A 21909-nucleotide genomic window follows, 5' to 3' on the forward strand; every position below is an offset into this window, starting at 1 on the left:
CGCTAGGAGACCCGCTGACGGGGAGTCCATCTCAGGTTTCTGAGGGAGCATTAGCCTGGCTTCATGAACCTCGACGCCGAGCAACTCCGAGCACTCGCCGCCGTGCTCGAGGAGGGCACGTTCGAGGCCGCCGCCGCCCGGCTGCACGTGACCCCGTCGGCCGTGAGCCAGCGCGTGCGTGCGCTCGAGCAGCGGGTCGGGCAGGTGCTCGTCGTGCGCTCGCGGCCCTGCCGTGCGACCGAGCCCGGCGCCGTGCTCGCGCGCCTCGCCGGCCAGGTCGCACTCCTCGAGCGGGACGCGGCGGCCGAGCTCGCGGGGGCGGGCCACGACGAGGCCGCCGGTGCGCCCGCGCGCCTCGCCGTCGCGGTGAACGCCGACTCGCTGTCGAGCTGGTTCCCCGCCGCGCTGGTCGGCATGCCGGAGGGTGTCGTCGTCGACCTGCGGCGCGAGGACCAGGACCGCACGGCCGAGCTGCTGCGCGACGGGACGGTCACCGCGGCCGTCACCGCCCAGGCGCACGCGGTCCAGGGCTGCCGCGTCCGGCCGCTCGGGGCCATGCGGTACCTCGGGCTCGTCGCACCCGCGGTGCGCGACCGCTGGTTCCCCGACGGTGTGACGGCCGCGGCGCTCGAGCGCGCACCGGTGCTCGCGTTCAACCGCGCGGACACGCTGCAGCACAGGTTCGCCGCCGCGCTCGTCGGGCGGGACGTCGCGCCGCCCGTGCACCACGTGCCGTCGAACACCGCGTTCCTCGAGCTGCTGGCCGCGGGGCTCGGCTGGGGGATGGCGTCCGAGGCGGCGGCCGCCGACGCTCTCGCGACCGGCGCGCTCGTGGACGTCGCTCCCGGCCGGTGGCTCGACGTCCCGCTGTACTGGCAGCACTGGTCCCTGCGCACCCCCACCCTCGACGACCTCACGGCCCGGGTCGTCCGCGCCGCGTCCACGTCCCTGCGCTGACCCCACCGACCACCCACCGACCACCCACCGACCACCCACCGACCACCCACCGACCACCCGTCGCCCTCACCGCCGCCCCCAGCTCCCGTCGAGCACCGACCGTCGACCCCGTGGTTGTTCCGGTTCTGGTCCTCCCTTCCCGGAGCAACGACGGTCTCGTCGGGGGGATGGCGGTCGACCCCGTGGTTGCTCCGGGTCTCCGCCCTGACAGCCGGAGCGATGGCGGTGTGGCGGTGGTGGTGCGTCGACCCGGTGGTTGTTCCGGCTCTCGTCGTCCGTTCTCGGAGTGATGGCGGTCTCGTCGGGAGGGATGGCGGTCGACCCCGTGGTTGCTCCGGGTCTCGGCTCGGAGAGCCGGAGCGATGGCGGGGTCGGTGGGTGTGGGGGCGAGGGGGCGGGGCGTCGGGGGAGGGTGTGACGGACGTGGTTTTGACCCGTGTTCTGGGGCACGGGTAGTCTGTTGAGTCGTTGTGCGTCCCTGTCGTGCGCCCGTGGCTTCTCACCACGCGGAGGCGATGGTAGGTCGGTGCGTTCCCACTCGCCGGTCGCGGATGCGCCACCGACAGCATCGACCGCCCCGCCGCGCCCGCGCGCGGATGGACGGTCGCCACACGACGCAACACGAGACAAAGGCAACGACCGTGCGTACGTACACCCCGAAGCCGGGCGAGATCGAGCGGAACTGGTACGTCATCGACGCGACCGACGTCGTCCTCGGCCGTCTGGCCACCCACGTGGCCACGCTGCTGCGCGGCAAGCACAAGGCCACCTTCGCCCCGCACGTCGACGGCGGTGACTTCGTCATCGTCATCAACGCGGACAAGGTCGCCCTGACCGGCAACAAGCGCGAGGCCAAGCTCGCGTACCGCCACTCCGGCTACCCGGGCGGCCTGCGTGCCACCCCGTACTCGGAGCTCCTGGCCAAGCACCCCGAGCGTGCGATCGAGAAGGCTGTGCGGGGCATGCTCCCCAAGAGCTCGCTCGGCCGTCAGCAGCTCGGCAAGCTCAAGGTCTACGCGGGTGCCGAGCACCCGCACCAGGCGCAGCAGCCGAAGCCGTTCGAGATCACCCAGGTCGCGCAGCAGGCCTGACGGCCGGCGCGACAGTAGAGACGACAGGACATCCCCGTGGCAGAGACGACGGTCGACTACGACCTCGAGGGCGACGCGCCCAGCAGCTACACCAGCGAGACCTCGGCCCCGACCGGCCGTGGCCAGAGCATCACCGCGCCGGGCCAGGCGCTCGGCCGCCGCAAGGAGGCGATCGCGCGTGTGCGCCTCGTCCCCGGCACCGGTGAGTGGAAGATCAACGGCCGCACCCTCGAGGACTACTTCCCGAACAAGGTGCACCAGCAGCTCGTCAACTCCCCGCTCAAGGTCGTGGACGTCGAGGGTCGCTTCGACGTCATCGTCCGCGTGACCGGAGGTGGCGTGTCCGGCCAGGCCGGCGCCGTCCGACTCGGCATCGCGCGTGCGCTCAACGCGATCGACGCGGAGTCGAACCGCCCGGCCCTCAAGAAGGCCGGCTTCCTCACGCGTGACGCGCGTGTGGTCGAGCGCAAGAAGGCCGGTCTCAAGAAGGCCCGCAAGGCGCCGCAGTACTCGAAGCGCTGATCCTCAGCGCGGCCCGATGGCCCCGCGGTCGCTCGACCGTCGGGGCCATCGGCATGTCCGGGCCGCGTCCACGCCGGACGCGCACGCCCGCCCGCGGCCTGCCCGCGGGACCAGTAACGTTGCAGCGCGACGACGAAGGGGTCTGACATGGGCCAGCTGTTCGGTACCGACGGGGTGCGCGGGCTCGCGAACCGGGACGTCACGGCGGAGCTCGCGCTCGACCTCGCGGTCGCGGCGGCGCACGTGCTCGGCACGCGCGGGGAGTTCGAGGGCCACCGGCCCCGAGCGGTCGTCGGGCGCGACTCGCGCGCGTCGGGCGAGTTCCTCACCGCGGCGATCGCGGCCGGCCTCGCGTCGGCGGGCGTCGACGTGCACAACGTGGGCGTCCTGCCCACACCCGCGGTGGCGTACCTGACCGCGACGACGGGCGTCGACATCGGCGTCGTGCTGTCCGCGTCGCACAACCCCATGCCGGACAACGGCATCAAGTTCCTCGCACGGGGCGGGCACAAGCTCGACGACGACCTCGAGGCGCAGATCGAGGCGCGCATCGGCGAGGACTGGCAGCGCCCTACGGGTGGTGCGGTCGGCCGCATCCGGGTGGACACCGGCGGTGCGGGGGACGCGTACGTGCAGCACCTCGTCGCCAGCATCGGCACGCCGCTGACCGGTCTGCGCATCGCGGTGGACTGCGCGAACGGCGCCGCAAGCGAGGTCGGCCCCGCCGCGCTGCGCGAGGCCGGCGCCGACGTCGTCGTCATCAACGCCTCGCCGGACGGGCGCAACATCAACGAGAAGTGCGGCTCGACGCACCCCGAGCAGCTCCAGGCGTTCGTCGTGGCGTCCGGCGCCGACCTGGGCGTCGCGTTCGACGGTGACGCGGACCGCTGCCTCGCGGTCGACAGCTCAGGCACGCTCGTCGACGGCGACCAGATCATGGGCGTTCTCGCGGTCGCGCTGCGGGACGCGGGCGAGCTCGCGCAGGACACGCTCGTCGCGACCGTCATGAGCAACCTGGGCCTCAAGCTCGCGATGGAGTCGGTCGGGATCCGGGTGCTCGACACCGCGGTGGGCGACCGGTACGTGCTCGAGGCGATGCGCGCGGGCGGGTACACGCTCGGCGGCGAGCAGTCGGGCCACATCATCATGTCGAAGCACGCGACCACGGGTGACGGCGTGCTGACGGCGCTGCACCTCGCGTCGCGCGTCGCGGCGACCGGCACGCCGCTGCACGAGCTGGCGGCGCTCGTCGGGCGGCTGCCGCAGACGCTGGTCAACGTGCCGGGCGTCGACAAGAACCGCACGCACGACGAGGCGCTGCTCGACGCGGTCGCGGCGGCGGAGGTCCGGCTGGGCCGCACGGGCCGGGTGCTCCTGCGCCCCAGCGGCACCGAGCCGCTCGTGCGCGTCATGGTCGAGGCGGCGACGCAGGACGAGGCGGACGACGTCGCGGCCGGGCTCGCGGACGTGGTGCGCGAGCGGCTCGCGCTGTGACGTCGCCCGCGGCCCGGCTGCGCGACCTCACCCTGCGGGTCGTCGAGGCGGCCGCCGAGGGCGTCGCGCCGATCGTCCGCGCGGGTCACCCGGCGCTGCGGGCGACCGCGCAGGCGTACGACGGCCAGCTCGCGGACGACGAGCTCGCGGCGCTCGTCGCGGTCATGCACCGCACCATGCGCCACGCACCCGGGGTCGGGCTCGCGGCGCCGCAGATCGGCCTGCCGCTCGCGATCGCCGTGGTCGAGGACCCGGGCGTGAGCGACGAGCGCGTCGCGGAGGTGCGTGAGCGGGTCCGAGTCGAGGCGCGGGTGCTCGTGAACCCCGCGTACGAGGCGGCCGACGACGAGCGCGCCGCGTTCTACGAGGGCTGCCTGTCGGTGCCCGGCTACCAGGCCGTCGTCGCACGGCACCGCAGGGTCCGGCTCACGGGCCAGGACGAGACGGGCGCCGCGCTCGACGAGGTGCTGACCGGCTGGCCCGCGCGCATCGTGCAGCACGAGACCGACCACCTGCGCGGGACGCTCTACCTGGACCGCGCGGAGCTGCGCTCGCTCGCGGCGGCCGACGAGCTGGGTCTGCGCTGGGCGAGCGAGCCGCGGCCGGAGGCCGCGTCGGCAGCGCTGGGCTTCCCGCTGCCGAGCTGACCAGCGGGGACGTGGCGCGGCGCCGGAACCCCGGGGCGGCGCCACGCGTTGGGCAGGAAGGACCGGTACGCGAGCAGGCCGGCCGCTGCCCGTCAGGGGTGAGCCGGGGCGGTCACGGATACCAGGACCAGCCACGGGCCCGTACGGTGGACCAAGGTCCGTGGTCAGCGGACCGCAGGGGGACCGGCGGAGGGACGGAGCGAGATGGGCTTGGAGCAGTGGGCGCTCGATCTCGCGGCGTCGCCGTGGATCTACCTGGTCATGTACCTGTTCGCGGCGATCGACGGCTTCTTCCCCCCGATCCCGAGCGAGTCCGTCGTGATCGCGCTCGCCGCGCTCGCGGTGGGCCCCGGGGGCGAGCCGAACCTGTGGGTCGTCGTCCCGGTCGCCGCGCTCGGCGCGTTCACGGGTGACCAGATCGCCTTCAGCATCGGCCGCCGCGTGCCCGTGCACCGGTTGCGGCTCTTCCGCTCGGGCCGTGGGCAGGCCGCGCTGGCGTGGGCCGAGCGGGCGCTGGAGCGCCGCGGCGCGTCGTTCATCATCGCCGCGCGGTACATCCCGGTGGGCCGCGTGGCGGTCAACATGACCGCGGGTGCCGTCGGGTTCCCGCGCCGGCGGTTCACGTTCCTCGCGGCGATCGCCGCCGTGACGTGGGCGTGCTACTCGACGGTGATCGGCGTGAGCGCGGGTGCCGCGTTCCGTGACCACTCGCCGCTGTGGGGCGTCGTCGTCGGGGTGGTCGGGGGCGTCGTCATCGGCGTCGTCGTCGACTGGGCACTGCGCCGCTGGCTGTCGCGCGCGGACCCGGACGGTGCCGCGATCCTCGAGGCGGACGAGTCGCCCGCCCCCACCGACCCGCCGCAGGCGCCCGCGGACGAGGTCCGCACACCGCAGCACCACGGCCCGCACACGCGGTGACCCGCAGGGGCGGGCGGTCCTAGAGCTTGCGCAGGCGCACGCGCTGGACGCTGTGGTCGGAGCCCTTGGTGAGGACGAGGGTCGCGCGGCTGCGCGTCGGCAGGATGTTCTGCTCGAGGTTCGGGGAGTTGATGGAGTCCCAGATCGACTCGGCGCGCGCGACCGCCTCGTCGTCCGTCAACGACGCGTACCGGTGGAAGTACGAGGCCGGGTCGGCGAACGCGGTCTGCCGCAGGCTGAGGAACCGGTCGACGTACCACTGCCGCACGTCGCGCGGCTTGGCGTCGACGTAGATCGAGAAGTCGAAGAAGTCGCTGACCGCGAGGCTGGAGCTGCCCTCGGCCGAGGGGCGCGCGGGCTGGAGCACGTTGAGCCCCTCGACGATCAGCACGTCGGGCCGCCGCACGACGATGTGCTCGCCGGGGACGATGTCGTACGTCAGGTGCGAGTACACCGGTGCCGTGACCTCGGGCTTGCCCGCCTTGACCTTGGACACGAACCGCAGCAGCGCGCGGCGGTCGTACGACTCGGGGAACCCCTTGCGCTGCATCAGCCCGCGGCGCTCGAGCTCGGCGTTCGGGTACAGGAAGCCGTCGGTCGTGATCAGCTGGACGCGCGGCGTCGCGGGCCAGCGGGCCAGGAGCTCGCGCAGCAGGCGGGCGGTGGTCGACTTGCCGACCGCGACGGACCCGGCGACCCCGATGACGAACGGCGTGGGCGTGATGTCCTCGCGCAGGAACGTCGACGACGCGGCGTGCAGACCGCGGGTGGCCTCGATGTACAGGTCGAGCAGGCGCGAGATGGGCCGGTAGATCGCGTCGACCTCGGCGAGGTCGATCGGGTCCCCGATGCCCGCGAGACGTTCGACGTCCGCGTCGGTGAGCGGCAGGGGGGTGGACGCCGACAGCCGCCGCCACGCCTCCCGGTCGAGGTCGACGTACGGGGTGGCGGGGGCCAGGGACGGCGTCGACGACGACGGGAGCACCCCCCGATTGTGCCGGACGCGGCGGGTGGCCACGTGACGGGGGCGACCTGCCACGCCGCGAGCCCCGCACGAGGCGCCGGATAGACTCGCCCTCATGTGTGGAATCGTCGGCTACGTCGGTAGCCCGGTCGCCAGCGCCCGCCCCCTCGAGGTCGTCATCGAAGGCCTGCGGCGGCTCGAGTACCGCGGGTACGACTCCGCGGGCGTCGCGCTGGTCGGCCCGTCGGGAGTCCTCGCCACCGCCAAGAAGGCCGGCAAGCTCGCGAACATGGTCGAGGAGATCGACGCGCACCCACTGCCGGACGCGACCGCCGCGATCGGCCACACCCGCTGGGCCACGCACGGCGGGCCGACGGACGTCAACGCGCACCCGCACGTCGCGGGGGACCTCGCGGTCATCCACAACGGCATCGTCGAGAACTTCGCGGTTCTCAAGGCGCAGCTCGTGGCGGACGGTGTCGAGTTCGCCTCGGAGACCGACACCGAGGTCGTCGCGCACCTGCTCGCCCGGGCGTACACCGAGACGGGCGACCTGACGACCGCGATGGGCCGCGTGGCCCGCGCGCTCGAGGGCACGTTCACGCTGCTGGCCGTGCACGCCGCCGTGCCGGACACCGTGGTCGGCGCCCGGCACGACTCGCCGCTCGTCGTCGGGCTGGGTACGGGGGAGAACTTCCTCGGCTCGGACGTCGCGGCGTTCATCGCGCACACGCGCGAGGCGCTCGAGCTGGGCCAGGACCAGGTCGTGACGATCGCGCCCGACGAGGTGCGGGTGACCGACTTCGACGGCGTGCCCGCGCAGGCGCGGCGCTACACGGTCGACTGGGACGCGGCGGCAGCGGAGAAGGGCGGCTTCCGCTCCTTCATGGACAAGGAGATCCACGACCAGCCGCACGCGGTCGCGGACACGCTCCTGGGCCGCACCGACGTGAGCGGGCGCCTGGTGCTCGACGAGGTGCGCATCGAGGAGTCGGTGCTGCGCGCGGTCGACAAGATCGTCGTCGTCGCGTGCGGTACGGCGGCGTACGCGGGGCACGTCGCCAAGTACGCGATCGAGCACTGGTGCCGGATCCCGGTCGAGGTCGAGCTCGCGCACGAGTTCCGCTACCGCGACCCCGTGGTGGACGAGCGCACGCTCGTCGTCGCCGTCTCGCAGTCCGGCGAGACCATGGACACGCTGATGGCCGTGCGGCACGCGCGCGAGCAGGGCGCGAAGGTGCTCGCGATCGTCAACACCCACGGCTCGACGATCCCGCGCGAGTCCGACGCGGTCCTCTACACGCACGCCGGCCCGGAGATCGCGGTCGCCTCGACGAAGGCGTTCCTGTCGCAGATCACCGCGGCGTACCTGCTGGGCCTGTACCTCGCGCAGCTGCGCGGCAACATGTACGCCGACGAGGTCGCGCGCATCCTCGACGAGCTGCGCGCCATCCCGGACAAGATCCAGCAGGTCCTCGACCGGGCGGGCCGCGTGCGGGAGATCGCACGGTGGATGGCGGACACGCAGTCGGTGCTGTTCCTCGGCCGGCACGTGGGCTTCCCGGTCGCGATGGAGGGTGCGCTCAAGCTCAAGGAGCTCGCGTACATCCACGCGGAGGGCTTCGCGGCGGGCGAGCTCAAGCACGGCCCGATCGCGCTGATCGAGCCCGGCCAGCCCGTGTTCGTCGTGGTGCCCTCGCCGCGTGGCCGGCACTCGCTGCACTCGAAGGTCGTCTCGAACATCCAGGAGATCCGGGCGCGCGGTGCGCGCACGCTCGTGATCGCCGAGGACGGCGACGAGGCGGTCCGCCCGTTCGCGGACGAGGTGTTCTACGTCCCGCAGTCGCCCACGCTCCTCGCGCCGCTGCTCGCGGTGGTGCCGCTGCAGATCTTCGCGTGCGAGCTCGCGACCGCCAAGGGCCTCGACGTCGACCAGCCGCGCAACCTCGCCAAGTCCGTCACGGTCGAGTGAGCGGTGGAGCTCGCCGACGCGCAGCGTGAGGTCGAGACGATCAGCCGCGTCTACGCGCGGCTGCACGGCATCGAGCGCACCGACGACTGGGCGGTGCTCAAGCTGGGCGAGGAGGTCGGCGAGCTGACGCGCGCCTACCTGGCGGCCACCGGGCGCTCGCGGCACCAGGGCGACCCGGCCGAGCTCGCGGCGGCGGTCCGCGACGAGGTCGCGGACGTCCTGGGGATGCTCATGATCGTCGCGCACCGCCTCGGCGTGGACCTCGACGACGCGGTCGAGCGCAAGTGGCTGCGGTGGAAGCACCTGGTCGAGGAGCAGGACCTGGAGCCGCAGCCGTGATCGTCGGGGTCGGCATCGACGTCGTCGACGTCGCGCGGTTCGTCGCGACGCTGCACCGCGTCCCGGCGCTGCGCGAGCGGCTGTTCACGCCCGACGAGCGTGTGATGCCCGAGACGTCGCTCGCGGCGCGGTTCGCCGCGAAGGAGGCCATCGCGAAGGCCCTGGGGGCGCCGCCGGGGATGTCCTGGCAGGACGCGACCGTGCGGCGGGTGGTCGGCGCGCAGCCGGTGGTCGAGCTGACCGGCACGGTGCTCGCGCGCGCGGCCGAGCTCGGGGTCACGCGGTGGCACCTGTCGATCTCGCACGACGCGGGCATCGCGTCGGCGATGGTCGTCGCGGAGCGCGACTGACGAACCGGCCGGGGCCGTCGGGACGGCCGAGGCCCGCCACCGCGACAGCGGTGACGGGCCCCGGCGTGGTGCGTGCGGTCAGCGCGCGATCGCGGCGGTCTGCTTCGACGTCGCCGTGCCGGCCAGGTGGCCGGGACGCTTGGCCGTGACCTTGACCGAGAGCTTCTTGCCCGCGTCGGACGACGTGAGCACGTAAGTGTTCTTCGTCGCGCCCGAGATCGCCTTGCCGTCACGCAGCCACTGGTAGCCCGGTCGAGCGAGCCCGGACGTCCCGACCGCCACCCGTGTGCGCGCGGTACGGCGGGTGACGGGCCGCCGGCCGCCCCGGGCAGCGCCGGGTCGGGTACGTCAGCGCAGCGCGGGGACCACCTGGTCGGCGAACAGCTCGATGCTCGAGCGGTCGTACGCCGCGTCGGCGAAGTAGGTGATCGCGTACCCGAGGCCCAGCTCGCGCAGCGCCGTCAGCTTCTCGACGACCTGCTCCGGCGTGCCGACCAGCGGCCCCTTGCGGAGGTCCTCGGCGAGCCCGGGCGCCTTGCCCGGCACGGTCAGCGCGTAGTGCTCCTCGAGCCACGCGACCTTGTCGTCGACGTCCGCCTCGGTCTCGCCGATGACGACGTTGTAGTTGGCCGAGCGCGTGATCTCGGCTGGGTCGCGGCCGATCGCGGCGCAGTGCTCCGCGAGGACCTGCGACTTGTGCGCGAAGCCCTCGGGGCTGCCGTCGAAGTTGGTGTACTGCGCGTGCTCGGCGGCGATCCGCAGCGTCTTGCGCTCGCCGCCGCCCGCGATCCACAGCGGGGGACCGTCGACCTGCAGCGGCAGCGGCGACAGCTGGGCGCCGTCCACCTGGTAGTGCCGGCCGGCGAACGTCGCGACGCCGTTGGTCCACATCTGCTTGAAGATCTGCACGCCCTCGTCGAGCATCGCGATCCGCTCGCCGGCGCTGGGGAACCCGTACCCGTACGCGCGCCACTCGTGCTCGTACCAGCCCGCACCGATGCCCATCTCGACGCGTCCGCCCGAGATCACGTCGGCCGTCGTCGCGACCTTCGCCAGGTAGGCGGGGTTCCGGTACGCCATGCACGTGCACATCTGCCCGAGCCGCACGCGCGACGTGCTCGCCGCGAACGCGTTGATGAGGCTCCACGCCTCGTGCGTCGCCTCGCCGTTCGGCTCCGGCACCGCGTGGAAGTGGTCGTAGACCCAGATCGACTCGAACGCGTCGCCCTCGTCGGCGTACCGCGCGAGCCCGCTCATCACCGCCCAGTGCTGCGAGGCGTCGATGCCCGTGAGGTCCTGCCGCCAGCCCTGGGGGATGAAGAGTCCGAAGCGCATGCGGCGCACGCTACCCCCGCGGGCGCGGGACGGCAGGGTCAGGCGGGGAACGTCTCACCGAACCGGACGACGAGCGCGGCGAAGCCCGTCCCGACGGTGCCGGCGAGCGTGACCGCGGCGAGGATCAGGGTGAGCGTCGCACGCGTGGTGCGTCCCTGGCGGCGCGGGGTCACGTCGGCGGGGTGGTGCGGGTCGACCCAGACCGTGCCGTCGAACGTGTACGCCACGCCGGGCGCGCGCACGAGCCAGACGAACAGCTGAGCCCGCAGCGGGCGGCCGTCGGGCCCGGGGTACTCGACGTCGACGAACGTCCCCGGCCCGACGTACGTGGACGACAGGGCGCGTGCCGGCACCTGCACGCGGTGCACGCGCCGTGCGGCGGCCAGCCAGCGCCCGCCGAGGGTCGCCAGGACGGCGGTGAGCAGAGCGCACACCGCGCACACGAGCCACAGCACCGCGGCGGGGGACGGGTCGCTCGCGGTGGCGTGCACGGTTCCTCCTGGATGACGCGACGGGGCGGGACGACTGGACCGGCGGGAAACGTAGCAAACCGCTCTCGTTGGCCTCGTCGCGGATCCGGCGCGAGGATGGGCACGTGCTGCTGTCCTGGACGTCCGCGCAGGTCCGCGCCGCGGAGGCCCCGCTCCTCGCCGACGGTGTCCCGCTCATGCAGCGCGCGTCGTTCGCGCTCGCGGGCGCGGTCGCGCGCGTGCTGCGTGAGCGACGTGGTCGCGTCGTCGGCGGGTCCGTCGTGCTGCTGGTCGGGCCGGGGAACAACGGCGGTGACGCCCTGCACGCGGGCGCGTACCTGCGGGCACGGGGTGCGGACGTGGTGGCGCTCGCGGTCGCACCGCGCGTGCACGACGAGGGCCGCGCGGCGCTCGAGGCGGCGGGCGGTCGCGTGGTCGTGGTCGACGAGGACGGCGTCGCGGCCGCCGCGGCGCGTGCGGCCGGTGCGGACGTCGTGCTCGACGGGATCCTGGGGATCGGGGCCCGGCCCGGGGGGCTGACGGGCGTCGCGGGCGCGCTCGTGGCACGGCTGTCGGCGCGCGACGACGAGCGCGGCCCCGTGGTCGTCGCGGTCGACACGCCGTCGGGCATCGGGGTCGATGACGGCTCGGCGACCGGGACGGTGCTGCGCGCCGACCGGACCGTGACGTTCGGTGCCGCCAAGCCGGGGCTGCTGCTGCCGCCGGCGGCCCGGCTCGCGGGTGAGCTCGAGGTCGTCGACATCGGTCTCGACCTGCCGGGGCGGCCCGCGATCGCGCGGCTCGAGGGCCACGACGCCGCCGCGCTGTGGCCCGTCCCCGGGCCGGCGGCGCACAAGTACTCGCGCGGGGTCGTCGGGGTGGTCGCGGGCGCGCGGCGCTACCCCGGCGCGGCGGTGCTCGCGACGTCGGCCGCCGTGCTCGCGGGCGTGGGGATGGTCCGGTACCTGGGTGACGTGGCGGACCTCGTCGTCGCGCGACGGCCCGAGGTGGTGGCCGGGCCGGGGCACGTGCAGGCGTGGGTGTTCGGGCCGGGGGTCTCGCCCGAGGACGCCGCGCAGCGGCGGCGCATCGAGCACGCCTTCGAGGGTGTGCTGAACCGCGCCGAGCCCGCGGTCGTCGACGCGGGTGCGCTCGAGCTGCTGCCGCCGCGCGTGCCCGCGCACGTCGTGCTCACGCCGCACGCGGGCGAGCTCGCGCGGCTGCTGACGGCGCGCGGGCACCGCGTCGACCGCGAGCACGTGGAGGCGCACCCGTTGCGGCACGCGTGCCTCGCGCACGAGCTCACGGGCGCGACCGTGCTGGTCAAGGGGCACGTCACGCTCGTCGTCGGGCCGGACGGCGCCGCGTACGCGCAGTCCGACGCGCCCGCGTGGCTCGCCACCGCGGGGGCCGGCGACGTGCTCGCGGGCCTGCTGGGGGCGATGCTCGCGGGACGCGCGGCGGACGTCGCCGACGACCCGTCGCTCGCGGCCGCGCTCGCGGCGGCCGCCGCGCTCGTGCACGGCCGTGCGGCGCGCACCGCGAACCCCGGCGGTCCGGTCACGGCGCGCGCGGTCGCGCTCGCGCTGCCCGAGACGGTGGCCGCGCTGCTCGGCGCGGACGCGTCCCGGCCGACGGTCGGCTGGACCGCCGGCTCGACGGCCCGCGCGACGACAGGGCCGACGACGAGGTCGGCGGACGGGCCGGGTCGCGGTGGGAGGATGGGCCGGTGAGCTTCCCCGCCCGAGCCGTCGTCGACCTGTCCGTCATCGCGTCCAACGTCCGCTCCCTGCGCGCCCACGCGCCCACCGCGCAGCTCATGGCCGTGGTGAAGGCCGACGCGTACGGGCACGGGCTCGTGCCGTCGGCGCGCGCGGCGGTCGCGGGCGGTGCGACGTGGCTGGGCACCGCGCAGATGGACGAGGCGATCGCGCTGCGCGACGCGGGCGTCACCGCGCCGCGCGTGCTCACGTGGCTGTACGCGCCGGGCGCGCCGATCGCCCGCGCGATCGAGGCGGACGTCGACGTCTCCGTCTCGTCCGCCCCCGCGCTCGACGAGGTCGTCGCGGCCGCGCGGCTCGTCGGCCGGACCGCGCGCGTGCACCTCAAGGTCGACACGGGCCTCGGCCGCAACGGCCTGACCCCCGACGGCCTCGCGGACCTGCTCCCCGCCGCGCTGCGGGCCCAGGCGGAGGGCGCGGTCGCCCTCGTCGGGATCTGGTCCCACCTCGCGTTCGCCGACGAGCCCGACCACGCGACCGTGCGCGCGCAGCACGACGTGTTCGCCGACGCCGTCCGGCTCGCGGAGGCCGCCGGCGCGGCGATCGAGGTCCGGCACATCGCGAACTCCGCCGCGACCCTCACGTCGCCGCAGGTGCACTACGACCTGGTGCGGCCCGGTATCGCGGTCTACGGGCTGTCGCCCGTGCCGCAGCTCGGTGGCCCGGGCGACTACGGTCTCGTGCCCGCGATGACGCTCGAGGCCGAGCTCGCGACCGTCAAGCGCGTGCCCGCGGGCCACGGGGTGTCCTACGCGCACCAGTACGTCACGCCGCACGAGACGCGGCTCGGGGTGGTGCCGCTCGGGTACGCCGACGGCATACCGCGGCACGCCTCGGGCTCGCGCGAACGGTCCGGCGGGCCGATCCGCGTGGGGGACCGCACGCTCGGCGTCGCGGGGCGGGTCTGCATGGACCAGGTCGTCGTCGACCTCGGCCCGGACGCGACCGAGCAGGCCGGCGACCGCGTCGAGCTGTTCGGCACGGGTGCGGACGGCGGGCCGACCGCGCAGGACTGGGCCGTCGCCGCCGGGACCATCTCGTACGAGATCGTCACGCGGCTGTCCGGCTCGGTGCCGCGCGAGTACGTCGGCGTCGAGGTGCTCGGGAGCTCCGCCGGCGAGACCGCGGCGGCGACCGGTGCGGCCGCGGTCACGGGAGGTGCGCGATGAGCGACGTCGTCGTCCGGCTGCCCGACGCGCAGGCCACCCGCGCGTTCGGCCGTGCGCTCGCGGGCGTGCTGCGCGCGGGTGACCTCCTGGTCCTCACCGGTGACCTCGGCGCCGGCAAGACCACGCTCACGCAGGGCATCGGCGCGGGCCTCGGCGTGCGCGGACAGGTCGCCTCGCCGACGTTCATCATCGCCCGGGTGCACCCCGGGCTCGTGCGCGAGGACGGCACGCAGGGCCCCGACCTCGTGCACGTCGACGCGTACCGGCTGTCCTCGCTCGACGAGGTCGAGGCCCTCGACCTCGACTCGAGCCTCGAGGACGCGGTCACGGTCGTCGAGTGGGGTCGGGGCTGGGTGGAGGCGATCGCCACCGACCGGCTGGAGATCGCCCTGACGCGACCGCGCGGTGCGGCGACGGCGGCGGACGCCGCGGAGGTCGCCGACGACGACGGGGGTGCGGGGGAGCGTGTCGTGACGCTGCGCGCGGTCGGCGAGCGATGGGCCGGGGTCGACCTGGCGGCGCTCGCGCGCGCGGCGGACGACGCCGCCGACCGCGCGGTCGGCGCGGACGACGTGGCAGGCTGAGCGTCGTGCCCCTGCTCGCCCTCGACACGTCCTCGTCCGTCTCCGTCGCCGTCACGGACGACGCCGGTAGCGCCCTCGTCCGCCACCGCGCGGACCTGCCCCGTCATCACGCGGAGCTGCTCGCCCCGCTCGTCGCGCAGGCGCTCGCGGATGCCGGCGTCGACCGCCGCGACCTGTCCGCGGTCGTCGTCGGCACCGGTCCGGCGCCGTTCACCGGCCTGCGCGTCGGCCTGGTGACCGCGCGGACCCTCGCGCTCGCACTCGGCGTGCCCGCGCTCGGCGTGCCGAGCCTCGACGCGCTCGCCGCGGCCGCGACCCGTGCGGTCCCGACGGGCGCGCCGCTCGTCGTCGCGACCGACGCGCGCCGCCGCGAGGTCTACTGGGCCGCGTACCGGCGTGACGAGCAGGGTGTCCTGGGCACGCTCGTCGAGCCGCGCGTCGGGCCGGCGCACGAGGTGGCCGACGAGCCCGCGGTGGCGGGCGGCTTCGTCGTCGGCGCCGGCACGCACCTGTACCCCGACGCGTTCGCGGGCCTGACGCACGTGGCGGGCGCCGACGACCTCGACGCGGCCGAGCTCGTGCCGCTCGCGCTCGCGCGTCGCGCGGCGGGCGAGGCGCTCGGCACCGACCCGCTGTACCTGCGCCGCCCCGACGCGGTGCCGTCGGCGGGCAGCAAGCGCGTCCTGGGCGGATGAGCCCCGACCGCACGCCGCTGCGGCTGCGGCCGCTGACGCCCGACGACGTCCCGGCGCTGGACGTCCTGGAGCGCACGCTGTTCGGCGCCGCCGCCTGGTCGCCCGCGAGCCTCGCCGACGAGGTCGTCGGCCCGGGGCGCTGGTACGTCGGCGCGCAGTACGGCAACGGACCGCTCGTCGGGTACGCCGGGCTGTGGTTCGACGGCTATGACGCGCAGGTGATGACGATCGGCACGGCGGTGGGGCACCAGGGCCGCGGCATCGGCCGGGTGCTGCTCGACGCGCTCGTCGCGCGTGCGCGCGAGGTCGGCGCACCGTCGGTGTTCCTCGAGGTGCGGGTCGACAACGAGCCCGCGCTGCGGCTGTACCAGCGGGCCGGGTTCGAGAAGCTCGGCCTGCGCCGCGGGTACTACCAGCCGGAGAACAAGGACGCCTGGACGATGCGCCTCGACCTGGCGCAGGCTCCGGGTGGAGGGTCCCGCGCGACCGCGGGGTCCGGTGCCGACGAGACGGGGGAGCGGGCATGACGAACGGGACGACGGACACGACGCGCGCCGCGGTGCTGGTGGACGCGGTGGCGCTCGCGGCGGAGCTGGCGGGCGACGAGCCGCCCGTCCTGCTGGACGTGCGCTGGGCGCTGGGCCGCTCCGACGGCCACGAGCAGTACCTCGCGGGGCACCTGCCCGGCGCCGTGTACGTGGACCTCGACTCCGAGCTCGCGGCGCCGCCGAGCGTCGCCGCCGGTCGGCACCCGCTGCCGGACGTCGCGGCGCTCGAGGCCGCCGCGCGGCGCTGGGGCGTGCGGGAGGGGGCGCCGGTCGTGGCGTACGACGCGAGCGGCGGCACCTCCGCGGCGCGCGCGTGGTGGCTGCTGCGCTGGGCGGGCGTCGCGGACGTGCGGCTGCTCGACGGTGGGCTCGCGGCCTGGTCGGCGGCCGGCCTGTCGCTCGAGCCGGGCGAGGTGACGCCCGAGCCGGGCGACGTGGTGCTCACGCCCGGCGCGCTGCCGACGATCGACGCCGACGACGCGGCCGCGTGGCCGCACGAGGGCACGCTGCTCGACGCTCGCGCGGCGGAGCGCTACGCGGGCGAGGTCGAGCCGGTGGACCCGCGTGCGGGCCACATCCCGGGCGCGGTGAGCGCGCCGACCGCGCAGAACCTCGCGGACGACGGCACGTTCCTGCCCGCGGACGCGCTGACGGAGCGGTTCCGCGCGCTGCGGGCCGCGGCGGGTGCGCCGGTCGCGGTGTACTGCGGCTCGGGGGTCACGGCGGCGCACCAGGTCGCGGCGCTCGCGAGCATCGGGGTGGAGGCGGCGCTGTACCCGGGTTCGTGGTCGCAGTGGTCGTCGGACCCGGACCGCCCGGTCGCGACCGGGTCCTGACCGACGCCTCAGACGGTCGTGGAGACCTGGTCCCAGGTGAGCCGCGCGGCCCGGGGGTGCGCGGTGCCCACGCCGTCACGGTGGCCGACGAGGACGATCAGCTGCGACTGCCAGCCCGTCCCGGCGAGCAGCTGCTCGTCGACGCCCGCGGCGTCGAACCCGCCGATCGGGCCCACGTCGAGGCCGGTGGCGCGCAGCGCGGTGAGCAGGTATCCGGTCTGGATGAGCGTGTTGGTGCGCGCCATGCCCGCGCGCGTCTCGGGCTGGGCGTCGAGCGCGTCGACCATCGCGGCGCGGTGCGGGGCGAGCACCGGCAGGTGGTGGTGGAACGCCGGGTCGGCGGCGACGACGAGCGTGACGGGGGCGGCCAGGACGCGCTCGCGGTTGCCCTCGGCGGCGAGCGCGGCGAGCCGGGCCTTCGCCTCGTCGGAACGCACGACGAGCAGGCGCAGCGGCGTGATGTTCATCGCGGTCGGGCCCCACTTGAGCAGGTCGTACGCGGCCTGCAGGTCGGCGTCGGTCACGGGCTGGTCCGTGAACGCGCCGACGGTCCGGGCGCCGCGGAACAGCAGGTCGGCGGCGTCGTCGCCGATCGCGTACGTGGGCGTCGGGAAGTCGAGGGAGTCGATCGTCGAGGTCTCGGTCGTCATAGTTCACTTGAAGTCTCAACCAACCTCGACGCTTCCCCCGGCGGCGTGTGACCGTCGTCACAGTGCGTCGGGCACGTCTCGCGCTCGCCTCGCACGGGGGCCCACCCGGCGACGCGGCCGGTGCGAGCCCGGCGCGCGAGCGGCCTAAGGTTGTCGCCATGCCGAACAGCGAGCCCCTCGTCCTCGGGATCGAGACGTCGTGCGACGAGACCGGCGTCGCGCTCGTGCGCGGGTACGACCTGCTCGTCGACGCGGTGGCGTCCTCGGTCGACGAGCACGCGCGGTTCGGCGGGATCATCCCCGAGATCGCGTCGCGCGCCCACCTGGAGGCGATGGTCCCGACGATCGAGCGTGCGCTCGCCACCGCCGACGTCACGCTCGACCAGGTCGACGCGATCGCCGTGACCGCGGGACCGGGCCTGGTCGGGCCGCTCACCGTCGGCGCCGCCGCGGCGAAGGCCCTCGCGATCGGTCTCGACAAGCCGCTGTACGGCGTCAACCACGTCATCGGCCACGCCGTCGTCGACGAGCTCGTCGACGGCCCGTTCCCGGAGCGCGTCATGGCGCTCGTCGTCTCCGGCGGGCACTCCTCGCTCCTCATGCTCGACGACACCGTGCACGTCACCGAGCTCGGCTCGACGCTCGACGACGCCGCAGGGGAGGCGTTCGACAAGGTCGGCCGCCTCCTCGGCCTGCCCTACCCGGGCGGCCCGCACATCGACCGCCTCGCGCGTGAGGGCAACCCCGAGGCGATCCGCTTCCCGCGGGGTCTGACCGCCGCCAAGGACCAGGCGAAGCACGCGACGGACTTCTCGTTCTCCGGGCTGAAGACGGCGGTGGCGCGCTGGGTCGAGGCGCGCCAGGACGCGGGCGAGGAGCTGCCGCTCGCGGACGTGTCCGCGTCGTTCGCCGCCGCGGTCGCGGACGTGCTGACCGCCAAGACGATCGCGGCGTGCCGCGCGCACGGGGTGTCGACGCTCGTCGTCGGCGGCGGGTTCTCCGCCAACTCCCAGCTGCGGGACCTGGCCGCCCAGCGGTGCGCCGAGGCCGGCATCGAGCTGCGCATCCCGCCCATCCGCTACTGCACCGACAACGGCGCGATGATCGCCGCGCTCGGCTCGGCGGTCGTCCGCCGCGGCATGCGGCCCTCGTCGCTCGACATCCCCGTCGACTCCTCGATGCCCCTCACGCAGGTCCTCGTCTAGGGCCCCGGCCTGCGCATCTGGGTCGGAAGTCACGCGCGCGCGCCGGGGTGGCGTCCCTAGCGTGGACGTGACGCGGCGTGGGCACGCCGCGCAGCGTGCGGGCGACGAGGCCCGGCGCGTGAGCCCTGCGAGGAGGGCGCCGCGTGAGCGTGCACGACGAGCGCGTGACCGTGACGGTCGACGGCCGCGAGGTGGAGGTCGACGCGGGTACGACGATCCTGCGGGCGCTGGCCGCCGAGGGGATCGCGATCCCGTCGCTGTGCCACGACGTGCGCCTCGAGCGCTCCAACGCGAGCTGCGGGCTGTGCGTGGTGGAGGTCGGCGAGGGCGCGCCGCGTGACGTCAAGGCGTGCCTGACGCCGCTGACCGCGGGCATGGTCGTCACGACGCGGTCGCCGCGCCTGGAGGCCTACCGCAAGGTGCGCCTCGAGCAGCTGCTCACGGACCACAACGCCGACTGCGTCGCGCCGTGCGTCCAGACCTGCCCCGCGGGCGTCGACGTGCAGACCTACCTGCAGCACGTCGCGGACGGCAACTACGAGGCCGCGGTGCGGGTGATCAAGGACCGCAACCCGTTCCCGTCGGTCTGCGGGCGGGTGTGCCCGCACCTGTGCGAGTCGGCGTGCCGGCGCAACCTCGTCGACGAGCCCGTGGCGATCAACTACGTCAAGCGGTTCGCGACCGACTGGGACATGGCGCGCGAAACACCGTGGGTCCCGCGGACCGCGCCCGCGACGGGCAAGCGGATCGCCGTCGTCGGCGCCGGGCCGTCGGGCTGTCCGCGGCGTACTACAGCGCGCTCGCCGGCCACGCGGTCACGGTGTTCGAGAAGCAGGACCACGCGGGCGGCATGATGCGCTACGGCATCCCCGAGTACCGCCTGCCCAAGTCCACGCTCGAGCACGAGATCGACATCATCCGCGCGCTGGGCGTGCGCGTCGTGACCGGCAAGGCGCTCGGCACGCACCTGAGCCTGGAGGACCTGCGCCGCGACTTCGACGCCGTGTACCTCGCGATCGGCTCGTGGCGGGCGACACCGCTGCGCATCGACGGGGAGAACCTCGACGGCGTGTGGCTGGGCATCCAGTACCTCGAGCGCGTGGCGAAGGGCGACGAGATCCCGCTGGGCCGCACGGTCGTCGTCGGCGGCGGCAACACCGCGATCGACTGCGCGCGTACGGCGCTGCGCTCCGGGGCGTCGCGCGTGCAGCTCGTGTACCGGCGCACGCGCCAGGAGATGCCCGCGGAGCCGTTCGAGGTCGAGGAGGCCGTCGCGGAGGGCGTCGAGATGCTCTACCTGACGGCGCCCGCGCGGATCACGGTCGGTGCCGACGGCACCAAGCGCCTCGTCTGCCTGCGCATGGAGCTGGGCGAGGCGGACCGCACCGGGCGGCGTCGCCCCGTGCCCGTCGAGGGCAGCGAGCTCGAGATCGAGGCCGACACGATCATCGGGGCCATCGGCCAGAGCACCGACACGGCGTTCCTCTACTACGAGATGCCCGTGCACATCAGCTCGTGGGTGCGCGGTCGTCCCGCGCACGGCGCCGAGGAGGCCGCGTACGCGGACCTGCCCGTGCGGCTCAACCAGTGGGGCGACGTCGAGGTCGACGGCCGGACCATGCAGTCGTCGGAGGACAAGATCTTCGCGGGCGGCGACTGCGTCACCGGTCCCGCGACCGTGATCCAGGCGGTCGCCGCCGGACGCCGTGCGGCGGCCGCGATGTCGGACTTCGTCCTGCGCGGCTACGTCCGGCCGAGCCACGAGGACTACTCCTGCTCGCGCGGCACGCTCGAGGACCTGCCGCGGCACGAGCTCGAGGACGTCGTGCGCGTCCCACGCGCGACGATGCCGTCGCTGCCCGTCGAGGAGCGCCTCGCGGGGTTCGCCGAGGTCGAGACCGGGCTGACCGAGCAGCAGGCACGCACCGAGGCCGCGCGCTGCCTGTCCTGCGGGTGCGCCAAGCAGGACTGCTGCCAGCTGCGCGACGAGGCGACCGCGCACGGGGTCGTGTTCGAGCTGCCGCTGCACGTGCGGCCGTACGAGCCCGTGGTCGCGGACCACCCGTTCATCGTGCGCGACAACAACAAGTGCATCGCGTGCGGGCGATGCGTCACCGCGTGCGCCGAGATCGAGGGGCCCGGGGTGCTGGCGTTCCAGTACCACGAGGGCCGGCTCGTCGTCGGCACGCACAACGGGCTCCCGCTGTCGCAGACCGACTGCGTCTCGTGCGGCCAGTGCGTGCGCGCGTGCCCGTGCGGTGCGCTCGACTACGTGCGCGAGCGCGGGGACGTGTTCACCGCGATCAACGACCCGCGCACGGTCGTCGTCGGGTTCGTCGCGCCCGCCGTGCGGTCGGTGATCGCCGCGGAGTACGGCATCGAGCCGGCCGCGGCGAGCCCGTTCATCGCCGGGCTCATGCGCCAGGTCGGGTTCGACAAGGTGTTCGACTTCTCGTTCGCCGCGGACCTGACGATCCTCGAGGAGACCACCGAGTTCCTCGAGCGGGTCGCGACCGGGGGCGTGCTGCCGCAGTTCACGTCGTGCTGCCCCGGCTGGGTGAACCTCGTCGAGCGGCGCTACCCCGAGCTGATCGACCACCTGTCGAGCTGCAAGAGCCCGCAGCAGATGATGGGCACGACCGTGAAGCACCACTTCGCCGCGCAGGCCGGCATCGCGCTCGACGACCTGTACGTCGTGTCCGTCGTGCCCTGCATCGCCAAGAAGGACGAGGCCGCGCGGCCCGAGCACACGACCGACGGGGTCCGGGACGTCGACGCGGTCCTGACCACGACCGAGCTCCTCGAGATGGTGCAGATGCTGCGGCTCGAGGCCGCGGACGTCGAGCCGGGCGAGTTCGACGAGCCGTACGCGCGCGTGTCCGGCGCGGGTGTCCTGTTCGGCGCGTCGGGCGGTGTGGCCGAGGCCACGCTGCGCATGGCTGTCGAGCAGCTCACCGGTGAGCCGCTCGTCGACAACCTCGACTTCACCGAGCTGCGGGGGACCGACGGGTTCAAGGAGGCGCACGTCACCGCCGGGGGCGTCGACGTGCGGGTCGCCGTGGTCTCGGGGCTGGGCAACGCCGAACCGCTCATCCGCCGGGTGATCGCGGGCGAGGACGTCGGGTACGACCTCGTCGAGATCATGGCGTGCCCGGGCGGGTGCGTGAGCGGCGCGGGTCACCCCGTGCCGACGTGCGCCGCCGAGACGCCCGGCCGCCAGCAGGTGCTCGTCGACATCGACCAGCTCTCGCCGATCCGCAAGTCCCAGGAGAACCCGGACGTCCTGCGGCTCTACGACGAGTTCTACGGCGCACCGGCCTCGCCGCTCGCGCACGAGCTGCTGCACACGACGTACGCGCCGTTCCGCGCGTGACGACGACCG

22 protein-coding genes and 2 pseudogenes are annotated in these 21909 nt (G+C 74.6%); 19 read left to right on the top strand and 5 right to left on the bottom strand.

Features of this window, described 5'->3' with window-relative positions; translation table 11 throughout:
- Positions 1-63: 63 nt before the first annotated feature.
- The 6 genes from ACT17Q_RS04195 (at position 64) to ACT17Q_RS04220 (ending at position 5629) form a co-directional block, all read left to right on the top strand.
- Entirely contained in the window at positions 64-957 is an 894-nt protein-coding gene (locus ACT17Q_RS04195) for a LysR family transcriptional regulator ArgP (protein WP_444664902.1), read from the top strand.
- A 641-nt stretch (positions 958-1598) separates the two neighbouring features.
- A complete protein-coding gene (gene rplM, locus ACT17Q_RS04200) occupies positions 1599-2048 on the top strand; it encodes a 50S ribosomal protein L13 (RefSeq protein WP_094180703.1) in 450 nt (149 codons plus the stop codon).
- Positions 2049-2084: 36 nt separating this feature from the next.
- A complete protein-coding gene (gene rpsI, locus ACT17Q_RS04205) occupies positions 2085-2570 on the top strand; it encodes a 30S ribosomal protein S9 (protein ID WP_094180702.1) in 486 nt (161 codons plus the stop codon).
- Positions 2571-2717: 147 nt separating this feature from the next.
- The gene (gene glmM / locus ACT17Q_RS04210; protein WP_141321516.1) at positions 2718-4064 is read left to right on the top strand and encodes a phosphoglucosamine mutase; all 1347 of its coding nucleotides are present in this window, start codon (positions 2718-2720) and stop codon (positions 4062-4064) included.
- Complete coding sequence (locus ACT17Q_RS04215; protein ID WP_094180700.1) at positions 4061-4711, top strand: peptide deformylase; 651 nt, start codon at positions 4061-4063, stop codon at positions 4709-4711. Before glmM ends, ACT17Q_RS04215 begins: the two co-directional genes overlap by 4 nt.
- Positions 4712-4915: 204 nt before the next feature.
- Positions 4916-5629 (top strand): DedA family protein, encoded by a 714-nt coding sequence (locus ACT17Q_RS04220; protein ID WP_268531544.1) that lies wholly within the window; start codon positions 4916-4918, stop codon positions 5627-5629.
- A gap of 19 nt (positions 5630-5648) precedes the next feature.
- Here the strand turns inward: ACT17Q_RS04220 and coaA are convergent, their stop codons facing one another.
- On the bottom strand, positions 5649-6614 hold the full coding sequence (coaA, locus tag ACT17Q_RS04225; protein ID WP_444664903.1) for a type I pantothenate kinase: 966 nt from the start codon (positions 6612-6614) through the stop codon (positions 5649-5651).
- 94 nt (positions 6615-6708) lie between these two features.
- Here coaA and glmS point away from each other — a divergent pair, with 94 nt between their 5' ends.
- Genes glmS through ACT17Q_RS04240 form a run of 3 tightly spaced genes read left to right on the top strand, consistent with a single transcriptional unit; the run spans position 6709 to position 9254 of the window.
- Positions 6709-8565: a glutamine--fructose-6-phosphate transaminase (isomerizing) gene (glmS, locus tag ACT17Q_RS04230; protein ID WP_444664904.1), complete on the top strand. Its 1857-nt coding sequence runs from the start codon at positions 6709-6711 to the stop codon at positions 8563-8565.
- Between the two features lie 3 nt (positions 8566-8568).
- Complete coding sequence (locus ACT17Q_RS04235) at positions 8569-8904, top strand: pyrophosphatase (RefSeq protein WP_094180696.1); 336 nt, start codon at positions 8569-8571, stop codon at positions 8902-8904.
- A complete protein-coding gene (locus ACT17Q_RS04240; protein WP_094180695.1) occupies positions 8901-9254 on the top strand; it encodes a holo-ACP synthase in 354 nt (117 codons plus the stop codon). The genes ACT17Q_RS04235 and ACT17Q_RS04240 overlap by 4 nt, the downstream gene beginning before the upstream one ends.
- Before the next feature lie 78 nt (positions 9255-9332).
- On the opposite strand, the gene ACT17Q_RS04245 is transcribed toward ACT17Q_RS04240, so the two are convergent.
- The 3 genes from ACT17Q_RS04245 to ACT17Q_RS04255 form a co-directional block, all read right to left on the bottom strand.
- Positions 9333-9536 carry a hypothetical protein gene (locus ACT17Q_RS04245; RefSeq protein WP_444664905.1) on the bottom strand — a complete coding sequence of 68 codons (204 nt, stop codon included), beginning with the start codon at positions 9534-9536 and terminating at the stop codon, positions 9333-9335.
- Positions 9537-9602: 66 nt separating this feature from the next.
- Positions 9603-10589, bottom strand: a complete 987-nt coding sequence (locus ACT17Q_RS04250) for an LLM class F420-dependent oxidoreductase (RefSeq protein WP_444664906.1) — start codon at positions 10587-10589, stop codon at positions 9603-9605.
- Positions 10590-10627: 38 nt separating this feature from the next.
- Positions 10628-11080 carry a hypothetical protein gene (locus tag ACT17Q_RS04255; RefSeq protein ID WP_444664907.1) on the bottom strand — a complete coding sequence of 151 codons (453 nt, stop codon included), beginning with the start codon at positions 11078-11080 and terminating at the stop codon, positions 10628-10630.
- A 104-nt stretch (positions 11081-11184) separates the two neighbouring features.
- Between ACT17Q_RS04255 and ACT17Q_RS04260 the strand changes: the two genes are divergently transcribed.
- The 6 genes from ACT17Q_RS04260 to ACT17Q_RS04285 are packed head-to-tail and all read left to right on the top strand — an operon-like array spanning position 11185 to position 16672.
- Positions 11185-12792, top strand: a complete 1608-nt coding sequence (locus tag ACT17Q_RS04260; RefSeq protein ID WP_444664908.1) for a bifunctional ADP-dependent NAD(P)H-hydrate dehydratase/NAD(P)H-hydrate epimerase — start codon at positions 11185-11187, stop codon at positions 12790-12792.
- A complete protein-coding gene (alr, locus tag ACT17Q_RS04265; protein ID WP_444664909.1) occupies positions 12789-14009 on the top strand; it encodes an alanine racemase in 1221 nt (406 codons plus the stop codon). Before ACT17Q_RS04260 ends, alr begins: the two co-directional genes overlap by 4 nt.
- Positions 14006-14593, top strand: coding sequence for a tRNA (adenosine(37)-N6)-threonylcarbamoyltransferase complex ATPase subunit type 1 TsaE (tsaE, locus tag ACT17Q_RS04270; RefSeq protein WP_444664910.1), 588 nt, complete (start codon positions 14006-14008; stop codon positions 14591-14593). Before alr ends, tsaE begins: the two co-directional genes overlap by 4 nt.
- Positions 14594-14598: 5 nt before the next feature.
- Complete coding sequence (gene tsaB / locus ACT17Q_RS04275) at positions 14599-15288, top strand: tRNA (adenosine(37)-N6)-threonylcarbamoyltransferase complex dimerization subunit type 1 TsaB (RefSeq protein WP_444664911.1); 690 nt, start codon at positions 14599-14601, stop codon at positions 15286-15288.
- Positions 15285-15815, top strand: coding sequence for a ribosomal protein S18-alanine N-acetyltransferase (gene rimI, locus ACT17Q_RS04280; protein ID WP_268531530.1), 531 nt, complete (start codon positions 15285-15287; stop codon positions 15813-15815). The genes tsaB and rimI overlap by 4 nt, the downstream gene beginning before the upstream one ends.
- Positions 15812-16672, top strand: a complete 861-nt coding sequence (locus ACT17Q_RS04285; RefSeq protein ID WP_444664912.1) for a sulfurtransferase — start codon at positions 15812-15814, stop codon at positions 16670-16672. The genes rimI and ACT17Q_RS04285 overlap by 4 nt, the downstream gene beginning before the upstream one ends.
- 8 nt (positions 16673-16680) lie before the next feature.
- Here the strand turns inward: ACT17Q_RS04285 and ACT17Q_RS04290 are convergent, their stop codons facing one another.
- The gene (locus tag ACT17Q_RS04290) at positions 16681-17322 is read right to left on the bottom strand and encodes a malonic semialdehyde reductase (protein ID WP_094180685.1); all 642 of its coding nucleotides are present in this window, start codon (positions 17320-17322) and stop codon (positions 16681-16683) included.
- A 158-nt stretch (positions 17323-17480) separates the two neighbouring features.
- Between ACT17Q_RS04290 and tsaD the strand changes: the two genes are divergently transcribed.
- The 4 genes and pseudogenes from tsaD to ACT17Q_RS04310 all read left to right on the top strand — a co-directional run bounded on the left by tsaD (position 17481) and on the right by ACT17Q_RS04310 (position 21900).
- Positions 17481-18527 (top strand): tRNA (adenosine(37)-N6)-threonylcarbamoyltransferase complex transferase subunit TsaD, encoded by a 1047-nt coding sequence (gene tsaD, locus ACT17Q_RS04295; protein WP_094180684.1) that lies wholly within the window; start codon positions 17481-17483, stop codon positions 18525-18527.
- A 191-nt stretch (positions 18528-18718) separates the two neighbouring features.
- A pseudogene (locus tag ACT17Q_RS04300) lies at positions 18719-19168 on the top strand (2Fe-2S iron-sulfur cluster-binding protein); the annotation flags it as partial.
- Between the two features lie 68 nt (positions 19169-19236).
- Positions 19237-19347 (top strand): annotated as a pseudogene (locus tag ACT17Q_RS04305) (hypothetical protein); the annotation flags it as partial.
- Positions 19348-21900 carry a [FeFe] hydrogenase, group A gene (locus tag ACT17Q_RS04310; protein WP_444665359.1) on the top strand — a complete coding sequence of 851 codons (2553 nt, stop codon included), beginning with the start codon at positions 19348-19350 and terminating at the stop codon, positions 21898-21900. It begins immediately after the preceding pseudogene.
- Positions 21901-21909: the final 9 nt, after the last annotated feature.

It is taken from the genome of Cellulomonas sp. CW35 (assembly GCF_052378485.1).
GTDB classification, from domain to species: domain Bacteria; phylum Actinomycetota; class Actinomycetes; order Actinomycetales; family Cellulomonadaceae; genus Cellulomonas; species Cellulomonas uda.

Coding starts and splice junctions, on each gene's coding strand:
- glmM (WP_141321516.1), top strand. CDS start 2,718: ATGGGCCAGCTGTTCGGTACCGACGGGGTGCGCGGGCTCGCGAACCGG.
- ACT17Q_RS04285 (WP_444664912.1), top strand. CDS start 15,812: ATGACGAACGGGACGACGGACACGACGCGCGCCGCGGTGCTGGTGGAC.
- tsaE (WP_444664910.1), top strand. CDS start 14,006: ATGAGCGACGTCGTCGTCCGGCTGCCCGACGCGCAGGCCACCCGCGCG.
- tsaD (WP_094180684.1), top strand. CDS start 17,481: ATGCCGAACAGCGAGCCCCTCGTCCTCGGGATCGAGACGTCGTGCGAC.
- rimI (WP_268531530.1), top strand. CDS start 15,285: ATGAGCCCCGACCGCACGCCGCTGCGGCTGCGGCCGCTGACGCCCGAC.
- ACT17Q_RS04195 (WP_444664902.1), top strand. CDS start 64: ATGAACCTCGACGCCGAGCAACTCCGAGCACTCGCCGCCGTGCTCGAG.
- ACT17Q_RS04220 (WP_268531544.1), top strand. CDS start 4,916: ATGGGCTTGGAGCAGTGGGCGCTCGATCTCGCGGCGTCGCCGTGGATC.
- glmS (WP_444664904.1), top strand. CDS start 6,709: ATGTGTGGAATCGTCGGCTACGTCGGTAGCCCGGTCGCCAGCGCCCGC.
- ACT17Q_RS04290 (WP_094180685.1), bottom strand. CDS start 17,322: ATGACGACCGAGACCTCGACGATCGACTCCCTCGACTTCCCGACGCCC.
- ACT17Q_RS04250 (WP_444664906.1), bottom strand. CDS start 10,589: ATGCGCTTCGGACTCTTCATCCCCCAGGGCTGGCGGCAGGACCTCACG.